Source organism: Bacillus sp. ISL-55 (assembly GCF_018613155.1).
GTDB lineage: Bacteria > Bacillota > Bacilli > Bacillales > Cytobacillaceae > Mesobacillus.
On the sequence record NZ_JAGGQU010000029.1, the window covers coordinates 1 to 18,327 of the forward strand.

Annotated in this window: 19 protein-coding genes; 13 read left to right on the plus strand and 6 right to left on the minus strand. The window is 41.6% G+C overall.

The annotated features are described in order from the left end of the window. Positions 1–114: 114 nt before the first annotated feature. Complete coding sequence (locus J7E32_RS14400; RefSeq protein ID WP_214908457.1) at positions 115–333, minus strand: hypothetical protein; 219 nt, start codon at positions 331–333, stop codon at positions 115–117. A gap of 259 nt (positions 334–592) precedes the next feature. On the opposite strand from J7E32_RS14400, the gene J7E32_RS14405 reads away from it, so the two are divergent. The 6 genes from J7E32_RS14405 to J7E32_RS14430 all read left to right on the plus strand — a co-directional run bounded on the left by J7E32_RS14405 (position 593) and on the right by J7E32_RS14430 (position 4,716). Further along, entirely contained in the window at positions 593–763 is a 171-nt protein-coding gene (locus J7E32_RS14405) for a YpmA family protein (RefSeq protein ID WP_102263380.1), read from the plus strand. A 77-nt stretch (positions 764–840) separates the two neighbouring features. Further along, entirely contained in the window at positions 841–1,326 is a 486-nt protein-coding gene (locus J7E32_RS14410; protein WP_214908458.1) for a cell wall elongation regulator TseB-like domain-containing protein, read from the plus strand. Positions 1,327–1,431: 105 nt separating this feature from the next. Continuing rightward, a complete protein-coding gene (locus J7E32_RS14415) occupies positions 1,432–2,613 on the plus strand; it encodes a pyridoxal phosphate-dependent aminotransferase (RefSeq protein WP_214908506.1) in 1,182 nt (393 codons plus the stop codon). Positions 2,614–2,877: 264 nt separating this feature from the next. Continuing rightward, complete coding sequence (locus tag J7E32_RS14420; protein WP_214908460.1) at positions 2,878–3,585, plus strand: DnaD domain-containing protein; 708 nt, start codon at positions 2,878–2,880, stop codon at positions 3,583–3,585. Between the two features lie 103 nt (positions 3,586–3,688). Beyond that, positions 3,689–4,339, plus strand: coding sequence for an endonuclease III (gene nth / locus J7E32_RS14425; protein ID WP_214908462.1), 651 nt, complete (start codon positions 3,689–3,691; stop codon positions 4,337–4,339). Continuing rightward, the gene (locus J7E32_RS14430; RefSeq protein WP_214908464.1) at positions 4,339–4,716 is read left to right on the plus strand and encodes a YpoC family protein; all 378 of its coding nucleotides are present in this window, start codon (positions 4,339–4,341) and stop codon (positions 4,714–4,716) included. Before nth ends, J7E32_RS14430 begins: the two co-directional genes overlap by 1 nt. A 103-nt stretch (positions 4,717–4,819) precedes the next feature. Here the strand turns inward: J7E32_RS14430 and J7E32_RS14435 are convergent, their stop codons facing one another. Then, the gene (locus tag J7E32_RS14435) at positions 4,820–7,360 is read right to left on the minus strand and encodes a transglycosylase domain-containing protein (protein ID WP_214908466.1); all 2,541 of its coding nucleotides are present in this window, start codon (positions 7,358–7,360) and stop codon (positions 4,820–4,822) included. A gap of 32 nt (positions 7,361–7,392) precedes the next feature. After that, positions 7,393–8,010: a Holliday junction resolvase RecU gene (recU, locus tag J7E32_RS14440; protein WP_214908468.1), complete on the minus strand. Its 618-nt coding sequence runs from the start codon at positions 8,008–8,010 to the stop codon at positions 7,393–7,395. A gap of 123 nt (positions 8,011–8,133) precedes the next feature. Between recU and J7E32_RS14445 the strand changes: the two genes are divergently transcribed. The 3 genes from J7E32_RS14445 to J7E32_RS14455 all read left to right on the plus strand — a co-directional run bounded on the left by J7E32_RS14445 (position 8,134) and on the right by J7E32_RS14455 (position 10,273). After that, positions 8,134–9,120, plus strand: coding sequence for a DUF2515 family protein (locus tag J7E32_RS14445; RefSeq protein ID WP_214908508.1), 987 nt, complete (start codon positions 8,134–8,136; stop codon positions 9,118–9,120). 403 nt (positions 9,121–9,523) lie between these two features. Beyond that, positions 9,524–9,778, plus strand: coding sequence for a hypothetical protein (locus J7E32_RS14450; protein ID WP_214908470.1), 255 nt, complete (start codon positions 9,524–9,526; stop codon positions 9,776–9,778). A gap of 129 nt (positions 9,779–9,907) precedes the next feature. Then, positions 9,908–10,273: a YppE family protein gene (locus tag J7E32_RS14455; protein WP_214908472.1), complete on the plus strand. Its 366-nt coding sequence runs from the start codon at positions 9,908–9,910 to the stop codon at positions 10,271–10,273. A gap of 49 nt (positions 10,274–10,322) precedes the next feature. On the opposite strand, the gene J7E32_RS14460 is transcribed toward J7E32_RS14455, so the two are convergent. Further along, positions 10,323–10,520 (minus strand): YppF family protein, encoded by a 198-nt coding sequence (locus J7E32_RS14460; protein ID WP_102263371.1) that lies wholly within the window; start codon positions 10,518–10,520, stop codon positions 10,323–10,325. 191 nt (positions 10,521–10,711) lie between these two features. Between J7E32_RS14460 and J7E32_RS14465 the strand changes: the two genes are divergently transcribed. After that, positions 10,712–11,290 (plus strand): YppG family protein, encoded by a 579-nt coding sequence (locus tag J7E32_RS14465; RefSeq protein ID WP_286183263.1) that lies wholly within the window; start codon positions 10,712–10,714, stop codon positions 11,288–11,290. An 88-nt stretch (positions 11,291–11,378) separates the two neighbouring features. On the opposite strand, the gene J7E32_RS14470 is transcribed toward J7E32_RS14465, so the two are convergent. Continuing rightward, positions 11,379–11,852 carry an Hsp20/alpha crystallin family protein gene (locus J7E32_RS14470; RefSeq protein WP_214908474.1) on the minus strand — a complete coding sequence of 158 codons (474 nt, stop codon included), beginning with the start codon at positions 11,850–11,852 and terminating at the stop codon, positions 11,379–11,381. A 223-nt stretch (positions 11,853–12,075) separates the two neighbouring features. Between J7E32_RS14470 and hcp the strand changes: the two genes are divergently transcribed. Continuing rightward, the gene (gene hcp, locus J7E32_RS14475) at positions 12,076–13,377 is read left to right on the plus strand and encodes a hydroxylamine reductase (protein ID WP_214908476.1); all 1,302 of its coding nucleotides are present in this window, start codon (positions 12,076–12,078) and stop codon (positions 13,375–13,377) included. A gap of 105 nt (positions 13,378–13,482) precedes the next feature. Here the strand turns inward: hcp and J7E32_RS14480 are convergent, their stop codons facing one another. After that, complete coding sequence (locus tag J7E32_RS14480; protein WP_214908478.1) at positions 13,483–14,175, minus strand: Crp/Fnr family transcriptional regulator; 693 nt, start codon at positions 14,173–14,175, stop codon at positions 13,483–13,485. 197 nt (positions 14,176–14,372) lie between these two features. Here J7E32_RS14480 and J7E32_RS14485 point away from each other — a divergent pair, with 197 nt between their 5' ends. Both J7E32_RS14485 and J7E32_RS14490 read left to right on the plus strand, forming a co-directional pair. Further along, entirely contained in the window at positions 14,373–16,649 is a 2,277-nt protein-coding gene (locus J7E32_RS14485; RefSeq protein ID WP_214908480.1) for a DEAD/DEAH box helicase, read from the plus strand. 15 nt (positions 16,650–16,664) lie between these two features. Further along, positions 16,665–17,942, plus strand: a complete 1,278-nt coding sequence (locus J7E32_RS14490; RefSeq protein ID WP_214908482.1) for a ribonuclease H-like domain-containing protein — start codon at positions 16,665–16,667, stop codon at positions 17,940–17,942. Positions 17,943–18,327 lie beyond the last annotated feature (385 nt).

Here is an 18,327-nt window from a genome sequence, read left to right on the forward strand (position 1 = left end):
CGAACCTGATGGAATCAAAGAAAACAATCTTGATAATTTACCACATTTCTAGCAGGGAGGAATCCCTGCTTTTTTTTATTTTATAGATATTTTATAAATATTTTATAAAAAGATTTAGTCATTGAATACATATGTAGTTTTCTTAATCCAGCTACAGCGCCTAGCCCCTCGAGTCGCTTGTCTAGTGTCGCCTCCTAGAAACTCCGAAACTTCAACTCCGCCGACAGAAGCAAAAAGCGCTTCTTTGTCGGAGTCTCCAGTTTCTGCGTTTCTGGACAGTCGGCTATACATTTCGATTTCGGTCCGCCCAATGAAGTCAAAGTACGACTTCACCGGTCGGCCCTCCGAGGCACAGGACGTGCTAGACCCGCCAGCCACAGGACGTGGCGTTTTAGGCGGGCAGCGCTTGTGTCGGGGCTGAGCAAGGCGCTTCCGCTTTTCTGTGTGTAGACTAGAAAAGTTTATTGTGGCTCAGCAATACTCTTACCAGTGAGGACCATATCCTGATATAATGAGTGGTGTTAATTGTATTGTTGCCAGCTGAACGCCCATATATAAATGACAAAAATTGTGTGGAGGAGAGAAAAGCGGCATGGAAAGCAAAATTGAAGTAGTTTCAACCGTTAAGGTACAGAATAGTCCTGATTTATATAAAATTGTAGATGCACTAAACAGGACTTTAAAGCGCGATGACCTTATGTTCGGTCTTGCATTGGATCAGGATGATCAAGAAAAAGCGATTTTCACTATCTATCGTACTTGATTAAAAGCTGCTGTCTTGAGAGTAATACACGCAAAAGCCGTTAACTAAATAGAGCATACATAAAGAAGGGGATACATGTGAAGAAATGGATATTTTTCAGTATCCTCATTGTTGTTACAATTGTGGGGATTCTGGTCAATGTATACTTGAACTCGGTTGAGCCATTAAAGGCAGCAGAAAAAGAGGCTGTCCAAATTGCGTCAGAAGAAACAAACCTTTCAGATTTTACAAACTTCAGTTTGTATAGTGGTGAAGAGACTTATTATGTGATGACGGGGAAAAATGCCAAGCAGGAAGATGTTTATGTTTGGATCAATGAAAAAAACAGCGAAGTTATCACGAGAAATGCGAAAAATGGTATCACGAAAAAAGAAGCTTTAAATAAACTATATCAGGAAAAAAATCCGAATGAAATAATTGAAGTAAGGCTCGGCATGGCAAGAATCCAAAAGACGGACAGGCCGGCATGGGAAATATTTTACCGGAACAGCAACGAGACGATAAATTATTATTATGTGGATTTTGATACAGGTGAAAAGCTGAGGGCCATTGATAATTTATGATACCCATTTGGAAAATTTTTGATTCAAGAAGTGAAGTTGGACAATACAATATTATGAAATATTATATATTAGCCGTATGCAAAAATAGGAGGTAAAGGGATGGAGATTCAATTAGCCAGCAGAGTGGGAGCACTCACTCCTTCATCAACTTTGGCAATTACCGCAAAAGCAAAAGAATTGAAGGCGCAAGGGAAAGACGTGATAGGACTGGGAGCGGGAGAGCCTGACTTCAATACACCACAGCATATTATTGATGCTGCTGTTAAGTCCATGAATGAAGGGTTTACAAAGTACACACCATCTGGCGGTCTGCCGGAGTTGAAAAAGGAAATCGCAGCGAAGTTAAAAAGTGATCAAGGACTTGAATATCAGTTGGATGAAATCATCGTAACAAGCGGAGCTAAGCATGGCTTGTATACACTTTTCCAAGTACTTCTTGATGAAGGTGACGAAGTGATCATCCCTATTCCCTATTGGGTCAGCTATCCTGAGCAGGTAAAGCTTGCAGGAGGAAATCCTGTCTACGTGGAAGGGCTTGAAGAGAACAACTTCAAAATCACTCCTGAACAGCTTAAGGAAAAGGTCACAGACAAGACCAAGGCTGTCATCATCAATTCCCCGAGCAATCCTACCGGAATGGTATATTCAAGAGAGGAATTGAAGGCTCTTGGTGATGTATGTCTTGAGAGTGGAATCCTGATCATATCTGATGAGATTTATGAAAAATTAATTTATGGAAATGCTGAGCATATATCAATTGCTGAACTCTCAGCAGAGCTTAAAAGGCAGACAATCATCATCAACGGTGTTTCCAAGTCCCATTCAATGACAGGCTGGAGAATAGGGTATGCAGCAGGTAACAGTAAAATCATCAAGGCAATGACTGACCTGGCAAGCCATAGCACGTCAAATCCAACGACTCCTGCCCAGTATGCAACGATTGCAGCTTACGCAGGGTCCCAGGATGCGGTAGAAACAATGCGTACGGCTTTTGAGGAGAGACTTGAAATCATTCACGGCAAGCTGAATGAAATACCGGGAATAAGCTGTATAAAGCCTCAGGGAGCATTTTACCTGTTCCCAAATGCAAAAGAAGCAGCTCTTATGACGGGCTGCAAGGATGTGGATGAGTTTGCAGAAGTATTGCTGACAGAAGCGAATGTTGCGGTAGTTCCTGGCTCTGGTTTTGGGGCTCCAGACTATATGCGACTGTCCTACGCTACATCCCTTGACCAGTTGGAGGAAGCAATCAGCAGAATTCATCAATTTGTTCTAAGCAAGTCTTAAATCATAAGACGGAGAATCAAGACCGATTCTCTGTTTTCCAAGTTTGAGTGATCTCTGAAATTATGCGGAGATTACACTACAAAGGATAAGGCCCGTACATTGCGGGCCTTGTTGTATTTTAGGGGAATTTGTTTTATTTTGTTTTATTATGTCTGGCATAGCTTTCTTTATTGCTATTTTTCGACTAATTTCCCTTTTTAATCTTTTTCTATTTTATTACCAGCCGGGCTTGTTCATGCTATACTATGAAAAGAGGTGTCCGGAATGAAAAAAGCAGATATGGTAGATTGGCTGAAAGAGGGGAATGTTACAATTCCTGCTGTATTGCTTACGCAGTACAAAGAAATGAGATTGAACGAACAAGAATTAGCATTATTACTTCATGTATTCTATTTTTCTGAAAAAGGAAATGAATTTCCTACGCCTACGGAACTTGCAGCCCGCATGACGATATCGGCTTTCGAATGTACAGATTTGCTCCGAGCACTGATTCAAAGAGGGTTTATATCGATAAGTGACGGGAATTCTACGGACGGAATCAGATATGAAAAATATTCCCTGGAACCGCTGTGGGAAAAGCTGTTTGATCAGTTTATGCTCAAACGGAAACAGGAAAAAGAGATGACCAACCAGAAGGAAGAAACGGATTTATATACAGCGTTTGAAAGGGAATTCGGCCGGCCGTTATCACCCTTTGAATGTGAGTCACTGGCAATGTGGATGGATGATGATCACCATGACCCTATCATCATTAAAGCTGCACTAAGAGAAGCGGTCATTTCTGGCAAATTGAATTTTCGGTACATAGACCGGATTCTTTTTGAATGGAAGAAGAATGGGATCAAGACGATCGAACAAGCCAAAAGTTATGGAAGGAAATTCAGGCAGCACCAGAGTGCCCAAAAGACAGGGAAGGAAGAACCTAAGGTTTCTGCGAATCCCGTTCCGTTTTATAACTGGCTTGAACAGTAATTGTAAAGAGAGAATTCATCTATTCTCTTTTTTTTTAGGTTTTTTCGAGGTTGTATGTCTTTATTTGGATTAAAAGTCGTAAATTTTGAAATGTGGTGAGATTATGTTAAATAAACAGCAAATTCGGTTTTGCCTCGATGAAATGGGAAGGATGTTTCCTAATGCGCATTGCGAATTGGTTCATTCTAATCCCTTTGAACTGGTCATTGCAGTCGCCCTATCTGCTCAGTGCACTGATGCCCTGGTGAATAAGGTGACCAGAAACCTATTCCAAAAATACAAAAGTCCTGAAGATTTTTTGAGCGTTTCATTGGAAGAACTTCAGCAGGACATCCGGTCGATTGGATTATTTCGCAATAAAGCGAAAAATATCCAAAAGCTTTGCAGGATGATTATTGACGAGTATGGAGGAGAGGTTCCGCGGGACAGGGATGAATTGACAAAGCTTCCTGGCGTTGGGCGTAAAACAGCCAATGTCGTGGTTTCAGTCGCTTTCGGGATACCTGCTATTGCCGTTGATACGCATGTGGAACGGGTAAGTAAACGCCTGGCTTTTTGCCGCTGGAAAGATTCAGTTCTTGAGGTTGAGAAGACATTGATGAGAAAGGTTCCAGAGGAAGAATGGTCCATTACTCATCACAGGATGATTTTCTTTGGACGATATCATTGTAAAGCCCAGAATCCCAAGTGTGAAACATGTCCTTTACTGGAGGTATGCAGAGAGGGCAAAAAAAGAATGAGAGTAAAAGCGTAATGGAAAGAACAGATATTTCCTTTCAAGATAATTTACAAGCAGTGGCTACGGTCCTCAGTGAATGGGGTCAGTGCAAAAATGAGCTAGATGATTACTTTAAGAACAGGGACAGCGATAGGGCTCTGCCATTGATGAAGAGAGCGATAGAATTATTTGAACAATTTCTTATAAGATCAAATAACCTGAGTCCAGATAAATATTGTATTAAAGATTGTAAGATTAAGCCGGTGAATGTAGAAGAAAGGCTTGGTTTTATCGTATCGAGACCAAAACTTTTTCATTCTTATAAACAACTTGTTGAATTATTCGCTGAACAGGAAAAGCAGGTTGCCAAACAAGCGGCATTAAATAGAGCAAAAAACAAACGTCCTGATTAGGAATCAGGACGTTTGTTTATTACCAGAAAGTATAAATTTGTCCAGCTTAATCTACTCGTGGGACTGAACGAGTAGATTAAGCTTTTCTTGGAACTGATGATTCCTATGTTCCAGGAAGGGCATTTTCATCCCCGTCATCATTGCCATCATTATTCCCGTTACCATTGCCGTTTCCGTTACCATTGCCGTTTCCATTTTCGGTACCATTTCCCTGGCCATCTTCATTTCCTTCTCCATTCTCATCTTCATTTTCATTCTCGCCATCTTCTGGTTCTGGAAGAAGTGGTTCAGGTACTTCGACTTTAAGAGTTGCAGGATCTGATCGCTGTTCACCACGTATCGCTGTGACTTTGAATGAATAAATTCCGCCTGGAACTGCATTGGCGATTATCAAACCCATCTCTGTTGTTGTGGTCAGTGGCTGCTCAGAACCTTCATCAAGGGAAGCGGTAACCTCGAATTGGATATCCTCTTTATTCTCCTGATTGAATTCCCAGCTCAGGATGATTTCATTTTTCAATTCATCGTATTTTGCTTCAAGCTTGGAAGGTGTTTCAAGCTTTTCAAACTTCTTGGACGTTTCCTTAGGTACATTGCCTTTAACAGCCCACTCGTAAAGGATTTCATCCTTAGGAGTGTATTCACTGGCTAGCTTCGCAGGCATTGTGCCTTTTTCGACTTTAACTCTTTCGACACTCTTTGGTACTGTGAAGTCTGGAGTATCCACATCTTTTGACACATAGGTCATTAGATTCTTGAAAAGAGTCTGGGAAATTTTTTGTTCATTCCCATAAAGTCCCGTCTTTCTGTCACTATAACCCGTCCAGACGGATGCTGTATATCTAGTTGTATAGCCAACGAACCAGGAGTCAGGAACACCGCCATTCTTGATTTCCCATTTATTTATTTCATCTTGTGTGTAATTAGTTGTTCCTGTTTTTCCGGCAACATGCAAGTTAGAGATGTTTGCGTAAGTAGCCCCAGTTCCTTGCTTGATCGCCGTCTTCAGCATATCGGAAATCATGAAGGCTGTGTAATCCTTCATGACCACTTCAGTCTCAGGAGTAAGATCAATTTCTGTCTTGTCACGCAATACAACCTTTTTGACTGAGTATGGCTCTGTAAAGAAACCATTATTACCAAAGGCTGCATATGCACCAGCCATTTCAATTGGAGCAATTTCTTTAGCGCCAATTGCAGCTGATTCATAAAATGGATCATCTAGTGTTAAACCAAGATTCGTCCCGAACTCCCTTGCCTTTTCAAGACCTACAGCCTGGAAGGCCTGCAGGGCAGGGATGTTGATCGATTTTGCCAGCGCCGATCTCATGGTCATGACTCCGTTATACTTGTCGTTCCAGTTACCAATCGGTTCGCCGTTTGAATAGGTCATAGGCTTATCTTCAAGCATATGGTAGGTCCCCCAGCGCAAATGCTCGATCGCAGGTCCATAGTCAAGGATTGGCTTGATAGTTGATCCTGGCTGTCTTTTTACATCAATCGCATAATTTAGTCCGCGTTTGACCTGCTGATTTCTGCCGCCGCCTATCGCTCGTATTTCCCCAGTTTTCGTATCAAGAAGCGTGATGCCGGCCTGCAGTTCATCATTAGGGAATTGCACAGCAGCATCTGTATTAAGGATGTTCTCTACATGTTTTTGTGCATTTTGATCTAGTGTTGTATAAATTTCAAGTCCATCGGAAAAAATATCAAAATCGGTTTTTTCTGTTACTTCCTCGATTACCATGTCAACAAAGGCATCGAATGGTTCTTCATTCTTATTCACTCTGTTTTCTTCCTTAACTAGGCTGGATTCAACAGGGATCTTTTGTGCCTTCTCTTTTTCTTCCTGTGAAATGAAACCATGCTGATGCATCAGATATAATACAGTGTTCCTTCGCTTCTCCGCTTTTTCAGGGTTCGTAAAAGGATTGTAATTATTAGGACTTTGAGGCATACCTGCAAGAAGTGCCGCTTCATGAAGCTCAAGCTCACTTAAATCATCTTTTCCAAAATATGTCTTTGATGCAGTCAGGACACCGTGCATATTTTCTGACATATAAATTTTATTTACATACATTTCAAAGATTTGCTGCTTCGTATACTTTTGTTCAAGCTGGTAAGCCAGCCAAGCTTCCTGTGCTTTCCTTGAGATTGTTTTTTCAAAGCCAAGGAAGTAGTTTTTGACAACTTGCTGTGTAATGGTGGAAGCACCTTCCGATCCAAAGCCGTCAGTGATATTTGCTATAACGGCTCCTCCAAGACGGATGACGTCAATACCATTATGTTTATAGAATCGTACATCCTCTGTCGCTAAAAATGCGTTTTCCACTAGTTTAGGTATATCCTCATAAGCTACATAATCCCGGTTCTGTGAGCCTACTTCTGTTACAAGCTCTTTATCTTTATCATAGATCTTAGAAGATATAGGGTCTTTGAGCAAGGACTCATCAAGTTTTGGTGTATCCTGTATCATGAATGCGAAGGTAGCGATTCCGGTCAACATGCCGATGATGCCAAGAGCAATCAGCGTAAGGAAAATCTTCTTGAACATTCCTTTATTCGCTTTCTTGCCTTTTGTTTTCTTTGTCTTGGCTGCCTGTTGTTTTCGGCGCTCCTCTCTAGTTTGAGGTTTTTGTGCCATGTATAGTTCATTCCTTTCTCGCAATAAAAACACTAACTAAGTTTATAAAGATAATCGATAACCTTTATATAGTCAATCCTTGGGTGAAGGCCAAGGGGGATCTGATGCCCGGATTGAATGACTTCTTCCTTTGTGATTGACTTCCTGCCCCCATTTTGCATTCTTTCCCAAAAAGTCAGCAAATGGCTCGCTTCCAGCATGTATATCTCTTCTTCCGATGAGAAACGGAGGATGACAAAACATATACCTCCTTGGTCAAGCACAGCTTTCATATGGACAATCTGATGTTCATGGAAGTTTTTCAGTGGGAACGATGTTGAAAACTTGGTTTCTTTAGCTTCAAAATCAATGTACCTTCCCTTGTAAACTCCATTATAGTCTGTAGTAGAAGCTTGTTTAAAGTATGCCTCTTTTATTACAGCTGCACTCCTGCGCGGATAATCCACATTAACAATTTGAACGGGTGTCGGTTTTTTATGGATGACCGCTATGCCCCGGTCAACATAGTAGGAGTTCGTTTCATTCAAATCCTCCTCCAATGTCATTCCTCTATTGCTATAGGCTGCATTTTTTTGCACCCTTGCTTTTTTGTCCGGCTCTTTATTTGTGTTTGGTGTATATTTCTTCCCATTTGGATAATTGAATATCAAGCTGACCACCTCGCAGACTACTCTATATCATACCAAATATCAACGGTTTTTGGTTGAATAAAAAGCCTCATTTCAATTCACCCTATAAAGAACCTATAGAAAAGGAAGAGAAAAGGTGTGTCAATAACCCAAAATCCTCAATTTCATCAGCTGCCTGACCATGAAGCTGAGATTATACAAAAAATAAGGCTGGAAACAGATAGAAAGAATTTGGACAATATATCAAGAACTAGTGCGTATCTTGAATTTTATCTGGAATATCCCGAAATGATTTGGGCATTCCTGGCCAGCATGGTTTCAAGAAATGGCGGCTATAATATGTGCGACCTTGAGGGAGATTGGTTCCCGAAGTTTCTGGATCCTCCTATCCGAAAACGATTGTTCCTCACATATGAAAGGGCGAACTGGCTAATTTTTCGGGATGCTTATTCTCAGCTCCTTTTATATTCTTATTCGACGAAAAAAAGCTCATCAATGTTTCACTTGCTAAAATTCCTGGATGTATCAACTTTCATGGAAAAGGAATGGATGGTGTTTTGGGAGCGCGGAGATAAGAAGCGGCTGATGACTGCTTTGATCATTAATGAACAGAACGTGATCCATGATCCTGTTATAAATCATCCGGTATATAAAAAGAGAGTATTCAACACAATGATGTTTTCCTTCGAAGATTACCTGCATTTCAGCACAGTCCTTTTTCCAACGTGTGAGGGAGAACTCTACGGGGCAAGTGTAAATGGGTTTAAATCTGTCAGCAAAAGAATAAATCTGGGAAAGCGGCTTGCGTCAATATTATTTGATCACAGGTATTATCCATTATTTCTGGAATTCGCGGTCAGAACAGAACATACTGCTTCAAGACATGATTATGAACAGTACTTTCCTTTCGATAAAAAAAGAGATACGCCATTCCTTCGCTGTACCTATCCAATCGTTCAGCATCATTTCCATCAACAAGGTGACTGGTATAAGGAGAGGAAATTTCACAAAAAGTGGTTTAGCCAGGAACTCAACCACAGACATCCTGTTCACTTGACTGGTTGGTACAAAAAAAAGCAAAAACAGTTACATGCCATGATTTCGGTGAAAGAATTATTCACATCAAATTGATCCAAACAAAAAAGCAAGGAAGCTCCTTGCTTTTTGCTTTGCTGGTTCACTCTGCTGGACGGTTTGGACCTTCCAGCTTTTTGTCGCCATATCCTGTTTTTTTCTCAGCCGTTTTATTGGCCTGCTGCGCAGTTTTCTGTTGTTTTTTATTCATGTGAACACCTCCCGTGATTAGTTTGTTCATTTGCTGTTTTTTCATTCGGCAATTGAATGTCGAAGGCTGTAAAGATTGATGCTGAAAAGCACTTTGTTTGCCGAATTGCTTCTAGTTTTGTCAACGGTGAAGGAGGTTTCAACAAGAAGTAGAATTTACAAGTTAAGTTCCTAATAGAGAATTCGTTGTCGTTCAGCAGGGGGCATACTGCCAGACCTTAAAATAACAATAGTTGGGAGAGATTGACCGATGAGATCAGGAATAGAAAAAGAAGAGATTTTAGGGATGTTGACTGATATGGCCCATAGCCTTGAAGAGACGGATATCAACCTGCATGAATCTTTAATGGAGGTCCGGGAAACGATGTGCCTGGCACATTCATCACAGTTAACAGAAACAGGCAATTTTTTAGATAGGATGGAAGGCAGGCTTCCTCAATTGATAAAATCTGATTTACAAGCAAAGTCAGAGCAAACTTCTTTAAAACTTGAAATGAGTTTTTAATTTATATTAGAATGGATTCATCTTTAAGTAGCTTTCTTAACAGGAGGCTGCTTTTTTGTATAAACTCATTAAGAAAGATTTAGCTATCAACAAAAAAATAGATTTAAAGAAAGTGTGATTAAAGTGGAAATGGAAAGTAACATTCTTGCATTATCCAAAAAACTGCTGGTTGATGTGGAAACGGCTCATAAACGATTTCATCTTTCAAAGGAAGAGGGAGTCAGGGGAGACTTCCATTCAGAAGTGAAGCCATTCGCGGATGAGGTGAAATTGGCAGCAGATGCTTGGAGAAAATCAGCAGGACAATGGATTAGGGAAAATAGACCAAAGAATCTGCATGCTAATCAAATTGAAACAGCGGCGGACTATTTGGAAGTAATCTCAGTCCAGGCTTTTTTTCCTGAAACAAGCAAGAAAAGATTCCTTGACCAGATTCAGTCAGTTGAATTCATATTAAACAGCATGATCATTGCCGTCAGGAAAACCATGCAGTGAAAAATAAAGATGCACCAGAGCAGTTCGCAGCTCTGGTGCATCAATCTTTTTATATGGATATTTCTTTCTGATCCTCGGGAATGAAAGCTCCTTGCAATTCCAGCTCACGAACCAGGTTCCGGTATTCTATAATGGTTATTTCATTCTGAATGTACGATTTTTTAGTAAAATCGAGCAATTCATTTACATGTTCCGGAGTGTATTCTTTTGTCTCAGCAAATAGATTTTTCAGTTCGTGAACGTTCATTTTTCATCCTCCTCCATCATTTGAAATAATCGTATCATGAAAATGGAATGGTCATCTATTTTTCAAAAATTGAAACTTCCGACAACATATTTCATCGTTAGACAAAAACGGAAGTACCTTCCAGCCTAATCACCAACTGGGCGGCAATAACATATAATATCGTAATGAAAACTTGGAGGAGGATGTTCGCCATGTTTGGCCGAAGGAATAAGACCAATACCAATCATCCACAATGGTGGGAATATCAATATAATCTCGATCCGAATTATTTATATGGGAATAACCAAGGTTTGAACCGGCAGCAACCGCTCCCTCAACAGTATAACACTCCATATTGGAATACTATGCCAGGAAATGGGCAAAACCAATATTTGCAGCAGGAGAACCCGGTTAATCCATATGTGCAGCAGGGCTACCCGATGAATCCGTATATGCAGCAAGGAAATCCTTACTGGAATCAGCCAAATCCGATGGCTGGAAGCAAAAATGACTATTCTAAGATGCTCTTTCAAAACCCGCTTGAGCCTGAAGGTGATCCTATTTATGGATCCTATAACCCACAGGCAGATTATCAGAACTTCAATCCATATCCACAATATGCGTTCATGCCAAAACAACCCTCAGGCCTGCAGTCCATCATGAACTCTTTCAAAAGCCAGGATGGCAACTTGGATGTCAACAAAATGGTGGATACTGCCGGACAGATGATGAATGCCGTGACCCAGGTGTCTTCGCTCGTCAAAGGTCTCGGCGGAATGTTTAAGGTCTAACTAAATAGAATCTATCCGGATAAACAAAACAAGCAGGCAGTATGCGCAGCCTGCTTGTTTATTTTGTTCTTTCTCATCAGATTGAACATCAATCCTGATCACTTAAAATATCAATCTTCTTTCCTTGTTTTTTTGCGATTTTGACTTCAAGCAGGCCGTTGCGATAGGAAGCGCGGGTCTTTCGTTCATTGACAGGCACTGAAAAGGGGATCGTCCTGCTAAATTGCCGTGCCGAAGCCATATGCCTCTCCGTTTTTGCGATATCATTGATTTCCGAAGTGACGTCAGTCTGGTTAACCAGTATTGTCAGGGAGTTATTAATAATATTTATGGAAATCTGATCTCTTTTAACCCCCGGCAATTCTGCTGTCACAATATATTCCTTTTCTGTTTCATGCACACCAACATTGAAGGGTGTATGTGGAAATGGGTGTCTGAAAAAATTATCAATGCTTTGCAGTATGCCTTTAACCGGCTTCTCCTGCATCAGCTGGTTCATGGATTTAAACCATTGTTCAAGGGCTTCATGTCTTTTTGGGCGATCAGGATGGTTGGTTGCCATCGATGCACATCCTCCTCTGCAGAAATTCTTATAATAGGTTATGTAGAGAAGAATGTCCCTGTTCAAGATTGAAATACTTTTACCTTGGTGAGGCTTCTTTACATCGTCTTACCTTTTTGAACACTTTGTGAAAAATGCCTTTAGTGTGATTTAGGTCACATAACCGAATCTTTATCCTCGGTATGCTGAAACAGTAAATAACGCAGAAGAGGGGAATACAAATATGTTTTGTTACCAATGTGAACAAACGCCAACAGGAGGATGTAAGGTTGTTGGTGTATGCGGAAAAGATGAAACAATCGCAAGTCTGCAGGACACTATGATTTTTGCTTTGAAAGGGATCGCAGCATATAGAACACATGCCAACCAGCTTGGTTTCACTGATCCATTTGTTGACGCAACAACCCACGAAGCATTATATATGACACTAACCAACTCAAACTTTAATGTACAAGAACATATCGATATGGCTATGAAGGTTGGGAAATCAGCAGTTCGCGTAATGGAGCTTCTGGATGAAGCGCATACGAGCCGTCTTGGTATCCCTCAGCCGGTAAAAGTGAGCCAAAATAAGATTGAAGGAAAATGCATCGTCGTAACAGGTCATAATCTGTTCGCGCTTGAAGAATTGCTTAAGCAAACAGAAGGAAAAGGCATCAACATCTACACTCACTCAGAGATGCTTCCTGCGCATGGCTATCCGGCATTGAAAAAGTACCCACACCTAAAGGGGAATATCGGAAAAGCCTGGTTCGACCAGCGCCGCTTGTTTGAAAAGTTCCCGGGAGCAATCCTTGCTACGACAAACTGTGTAATGCCAATTAAAGGTTCATATGCAGACCGTATGTTCACTTATGAGGTTACTGGCCTTGAAAATGTAAGAAAAATTGAAAATGATGATTTCACAATGCTTATTGAAAAAGCTTTGGAGCTTCCTGAAGCAAATATGGAATCTGAAGAAACATTAGTGACAGGCTTCCACCACGAAACAGTGATCGGCCTGGCTCCAGAGGTTATCGATGCAGTAAAATCCGGTAAAATCAAGCGTTTCTTCGTCATCGCTGGCTGCGACGCACCAGGTAAAGGCGGAGAATACTATCGTGAGCTAGCAACATCGCTTCCACCAGAAGCTGTTATCCTGACAACTTCATGCGGAAAGTTCCGTTTCAATGATGTAGATTATGGTGTGGTTCCTGGAACAAACATCCCTAGATATTTGGATCTTGGCCAGTGCAATAACTCAGTCTCTACTGTAAAAATCGCTAAGGCATTAGCTGATGCGTTTGAATGTGATGTAAATGAGCTGCCTGTAAGCATCGTTCTTTCTTGGTTCGAGCAAAAGGCTGTTGCAATCCTGCTTGGTTTGTTCAGCCTTGGAATCCAGGATATCCGCATTGGGCCTAAGCCGCCAGAATTCATTTCTGATGGAGTGATGGAGGTACTTCAGGAAACATTCAATCTGAAGTTGATCACTACGGCGCAGGAAGACTTGGAAACAATGATGGGGTTAAGCAAAACTGAATAATAATATGAACGCCCGAAGCATTATGCTCCGGGCGTTTTATTTGATATGGTTCCGTGATTGTTCTTAGTAAAAAGGTATTAAAGCAGTTGACCGTAAACTAGTGAATTAAACAAGCTCATCCATCAACACGTCCGGGTCTAATTTCATATTCCCGTTGGAATCCGTAGTGATCAGTTCTTCCTTTTTCATTTTGGTCAGCGTTCTGCTAACTGTTTCCCTGGTCGTCCCAATCATATTGGCCAGGTCTTTGTTTGTGAAATCAGCCTTTAGCAAAATCGTGCCATCTTCCTGCTTTTCCCCATGAAGTTCACCTAGCCTGATCAAAAGCTTTATGATCTGCTCATATGTGTTATTCAGGATTTGTGCTTCAAGCCGTTCCTGGAGATCAACAATTTTTTCGCCAAGTACCTTGAACACTTTGATGCTTAAGTGAGGGTTATCAACCAAAACTTTCTCAAATTGCGAAATCGGTACGACAACAAGACTTGCCTGCTCTAATACTTCGGAATAACCCGGATATCCGCCTTTTCTGAAAAAACCTACATGCGGGAACATTTCTCCTTTTTTCAGAATAGCCACTATTTGCTCCCGGCCATTGGCATCACTTTTATAGATCTTCACTTTTCCTTCATTAATAAAATACACATTTTCAAGCGGGTCGCCCTGCATGAAAATATGGCTGTTTTTCTTCCATTCTCGTGAAATTGATATATCTACAATCTTTTCAAGTTCATGGCCATCAAGGTCCCTGAACAATGAAAACCTGGACAGGACACTTTTTATTTCATTTTTATCCAAAAGAAACACCTCTATTAGCTGTTTGTCCACTCTATTTTAGCAAAAGGTTGTATTAAATGACATAACGGATTGTTCAGAGGGTGATAGAATTGCGGATTTAAAAGGTGCTTGCCAAAAAATAGCAAGTTGATTTATTGAACTTTTATCTTTTGCAACGAACGTTTATTCGCTAAAATAAGAATAACGAGGTGAACGCTATGAAAGTCCGGAAAAGCATGCAAGAGATTTTGCAAGAATTAAAGGTTAGTGAATCGGTAAAGAAAAATATTGTCCACTGGCATACGATTGAAGAGAAGGAAGCCCAGACCGCAGAAATGCCAGAGGAATTAAGCGAGATTCTAAGAAAAGCATTAGAAAGACGCGGGATATCCCGCTTGTATACTCATCAAAAGTCTTCCTATGATCAAATCATGAAAGGACAGAGCATTGTAGCTGTCACACCGACTGCATCGGGAAAGACACTGTGCTATAACCTGCCAGTACTTCAATCTATAATAAATGATCCTAATGCCAGGGCGCTGTATATGTTCCCGACAAAAGCACTGGCCCAGGACCAAAAGAGTGAAATCAACGAACTGATCCAGGAGGCGGAGCTGGCGATCAACAGCTATACATACGACGGGGACACTCCTTCCAATATCCGGCAGAAGGTCAGGAGGGCAGGGCATATCGTTATTACAAATCCGGACATGCTCCATTCAGCGATCCTGCCGCACCATACTAAATGGGTTTCCCTGTTTGAGAATCTGAAGTATGTCGTGATCGACGAATTGCATATTTACCGGGGAGTCTTCGGCAGCCATGTGGCAAATGTCATCAGAAGACTGAAGAGAATCTGCAATTATTATGGCAGCAATCCTGTTTTCATCTGTACTTCAGCGACGATTGCGAACCCTTTGGAACTGGCTGAGGGACTGACTGAAAAGGATATGGTGCTGATCGATAATAATGGAGCTCCTTCAGGCAGAAAGCACTTTTTATTTTATAACCCGCCAGTCGTCAATATCCCGCTTAATGTACGCAGAAGTGCAACGCTTGAAACCAGGAGGCTCGCAGGTGAATTTTTGAAAAATAGGATCCAGACCATCGTGTTTGCCAGGAGCAGGGTCAGGGTTGAAATCTTGCTGACGTATTTGCAGGAGTTGGTCAAACACAAGCTCGGTCCAAAGGCGATCAGGGGATACCGGGGCGGTTACCTTCCGACAGAAAGACGGGAAATCGAAAAGGGACTCCGTTCAGGTGATATATATGGAGTTGTCAGCACAAATGCACTTGAACTTGGTGTCGATATCGGCCAGCTTCAGGTATGCATCATGAACGGTTATCCTGGAACGATTGCAAGTGCATGGCAGCAGGCAGGCCGGGCAGGACGCCGCCACGGCGAGTCGGTTGTTATCATGGTGGCAAGTTCGAGTCCGCTCGATCAGTACGTGATCCAGAATCCTGATTACTTTTTCAACCGCAGTCCTGAAACGGCAAGGATCAACCCTGATAATTTGATTATTCTGATCGACCATATCAAGTGTGCTTCCTATGAATTGCCATTCAAAAAGGGCGACACTTTTGGTGCTGCAGAAATTGAGGAGATACTTGAATATTTAACAGAGGAGCGTGTTCTTCACCAGAACGGAGACAAATGGTTCTGGATGAATGATGCATTCCCGGCTCACAATATCAGCCTCCGTTCAGCATCACAGGAAAATGTGGTGATTATCGACCAGTCTGATGTGGCCAATGTCAGGGTGATTGGCGAAATGGATACATTTTCAGCGATGACGCTGCTGCACGAAGAAGCGATTTATCTGCATCAAGGAATCCAATTCCAGGTGGAAGAGCTTGATTGGGAGGAAAAAAAGGCGTATGTCCGTGAAGTCGATGTTGATTATTTTACCGATGCCAATCTCGCTGTTCAGTTGAGCGTTCTTGAAGAAGATAAGGCCAGGGGTAATGATGACATCGAAATCGGCTTTGGAGATGTCAGCGTACGAGCCATGGCAACCATTTTTAAGAAGATCAGGTTTGAAACTCATGAGAATATCGGTTCTGGACCGATTTATCTTCCGGAAGAGGAGCTTCACACAAGCTCAGCTTGGATATCACTGAACAACGAGTTATCCGAATTTGGCCATGATCGTCTTGAGGAAGGTTTGATTGGGACTTCTCAGGCACTCAAGCATATCGCGCCGTTATTCGTGATGTGCGACCCTTCAGACGTTCATGTAGTTCCTCAAGTCAAGGCTGCACATAATGAAAAGCCAACCATCTTCTTTTATGATCGCTATCCAGGAGGGATTGGATTAAGCGAAAAAATATTCTCGGGAATAGAAGAAATACTGAACCAAACAAAACAAATGGTCAAGAATTGCCAGTGTTACGATGGGTGTCCGTCCTGCATCGGAACGGATACTACATCCATCCATTCTAAAAATGACGTCATGAAATTACTGGATTTATTCCTTAAAGCTGCTGTTTAGGAAAGGAGGGGGAATATGAGTCTAAAGAATAAACTGAACAGGCTGAAACCCCATATAAAAAGCGGGATTGATAAGCCAAAGGCCGAACCGCTCATAGCTGAACAAACACCAGAAATCCCGTTTCTTGATGTTTGGGAGCAGGAACAGGTTTCCCCCTTCTATTTTGATGGACAATATTGTCTAGTCAGAGAAGTGAGCTATCCGCTCGATCACCAGCATGGGCATTACCGATTCGGCGATTTGCTCGAGGCTGTTTCGCTCTGGAACAAGGAGGGGACGAAGCATCCGCTGTCTGCAGCTGGCCACACCCCTTTGGACCTCGTGTTTTTTGATACCGAAACAACCGGACTTGGGGGAGGCGCTGGCAACACCATCTTCCTGCTTGGCCATGCCTCCATATCGGGGGAGTCAGTGAAGTTGAAGCAGCATATCCTGCCAAATCCCGGAGCAGAAGTTGCTCTTTACCAGAGCTTTTTGACCAATGCCGATTACACGACATTGGTTACCTACAATGGCAAGGCTTTCGATTGGCCGCAAGTCAAAACAAGGCACACTCTTGTCCGTGACCATGTCCCAAAGCTGCCTTCCTTTGGACATTTTGATTTGTACCATGCAGCGAGAAGATTATGGAAGCATAAGATCGAGCGGATGAAATTGAGCATTGTGGAACAGGAGATCCTGGGGCTTGAAAGGAAGGATGACATTCCTGGCTTTTTGGCACCAATGATTTATTTTGACTTCCTGGAGAGGAAGAACCCAGAAGGATTGCTGGGTGTCATAAAGCATAATGAAACAGATATCCTGTCATTATTGACGCTCTACACACATCTAACTTTCCAGATCCTCGGAAGGGACAAGACCCAAACATCACGGGAAACCTACGAAGTGGGACGCTGGTTTTCCTATCTTGGTGAGTCAGACAAAGCGAAGCAAGCATTCACCGGGCTGCTGGATGGTCGAAATGAAGAAGCGGTTTCAGCTAAGCATGCACTAGCTTTTGAGCATAAAAAGAATAAAGACTGGGATAAGGCGGTTGTCCTGTGGGAAGAAAGTGCAGCAAAAGGGACAAAAATGCAGCGTAAAGAAGCATGTATCGAGCTGGCCAAACATTTTGAACATCGTGAAAAAAAGCTTGAATTGGCTCTGAAGTATTGTTATCTTGCTCAGGAACTTCACCGGGAAGAAAAAGGTGCAACAAAAAAAGACATGATTTTTAACCAGGAACTCGAAAAAAGGATACAAAGGATTTCCCGAAAAGAATTTCCCGGGCAAGCGCAAAATTCGCCAAAATAAACTGGTTTTATACTAAGTTTCGTCAAAGAAACTTGAATTGTAACAAAATTTTAACATTTATCCTTTTAAAACCTGTAATATCCTGTTGTATGTAAGGTTTAGACATTGTAAAATGTAAAATTGTATGGTGTTAAAAAACAATATAATTTTACGGGGCGGGTTTGATGTATAAAGCGGTATTAGTTCTATATTTTGTCGTTATTACTCTCATTGCTGTTATTTTCAGCGGTCTTAAGGACAACTTTTACACATTCCTTTAAGAATCGAACAATGGGTCTTTATTGCAGATTCTTTTGAAAAATAGGTGTTTTCATTAGTACAAGACGCATCACTTCTTCATAGGCTGATAATGTAAACAATAAGTCTAAATGAAAGGAGTTATGCA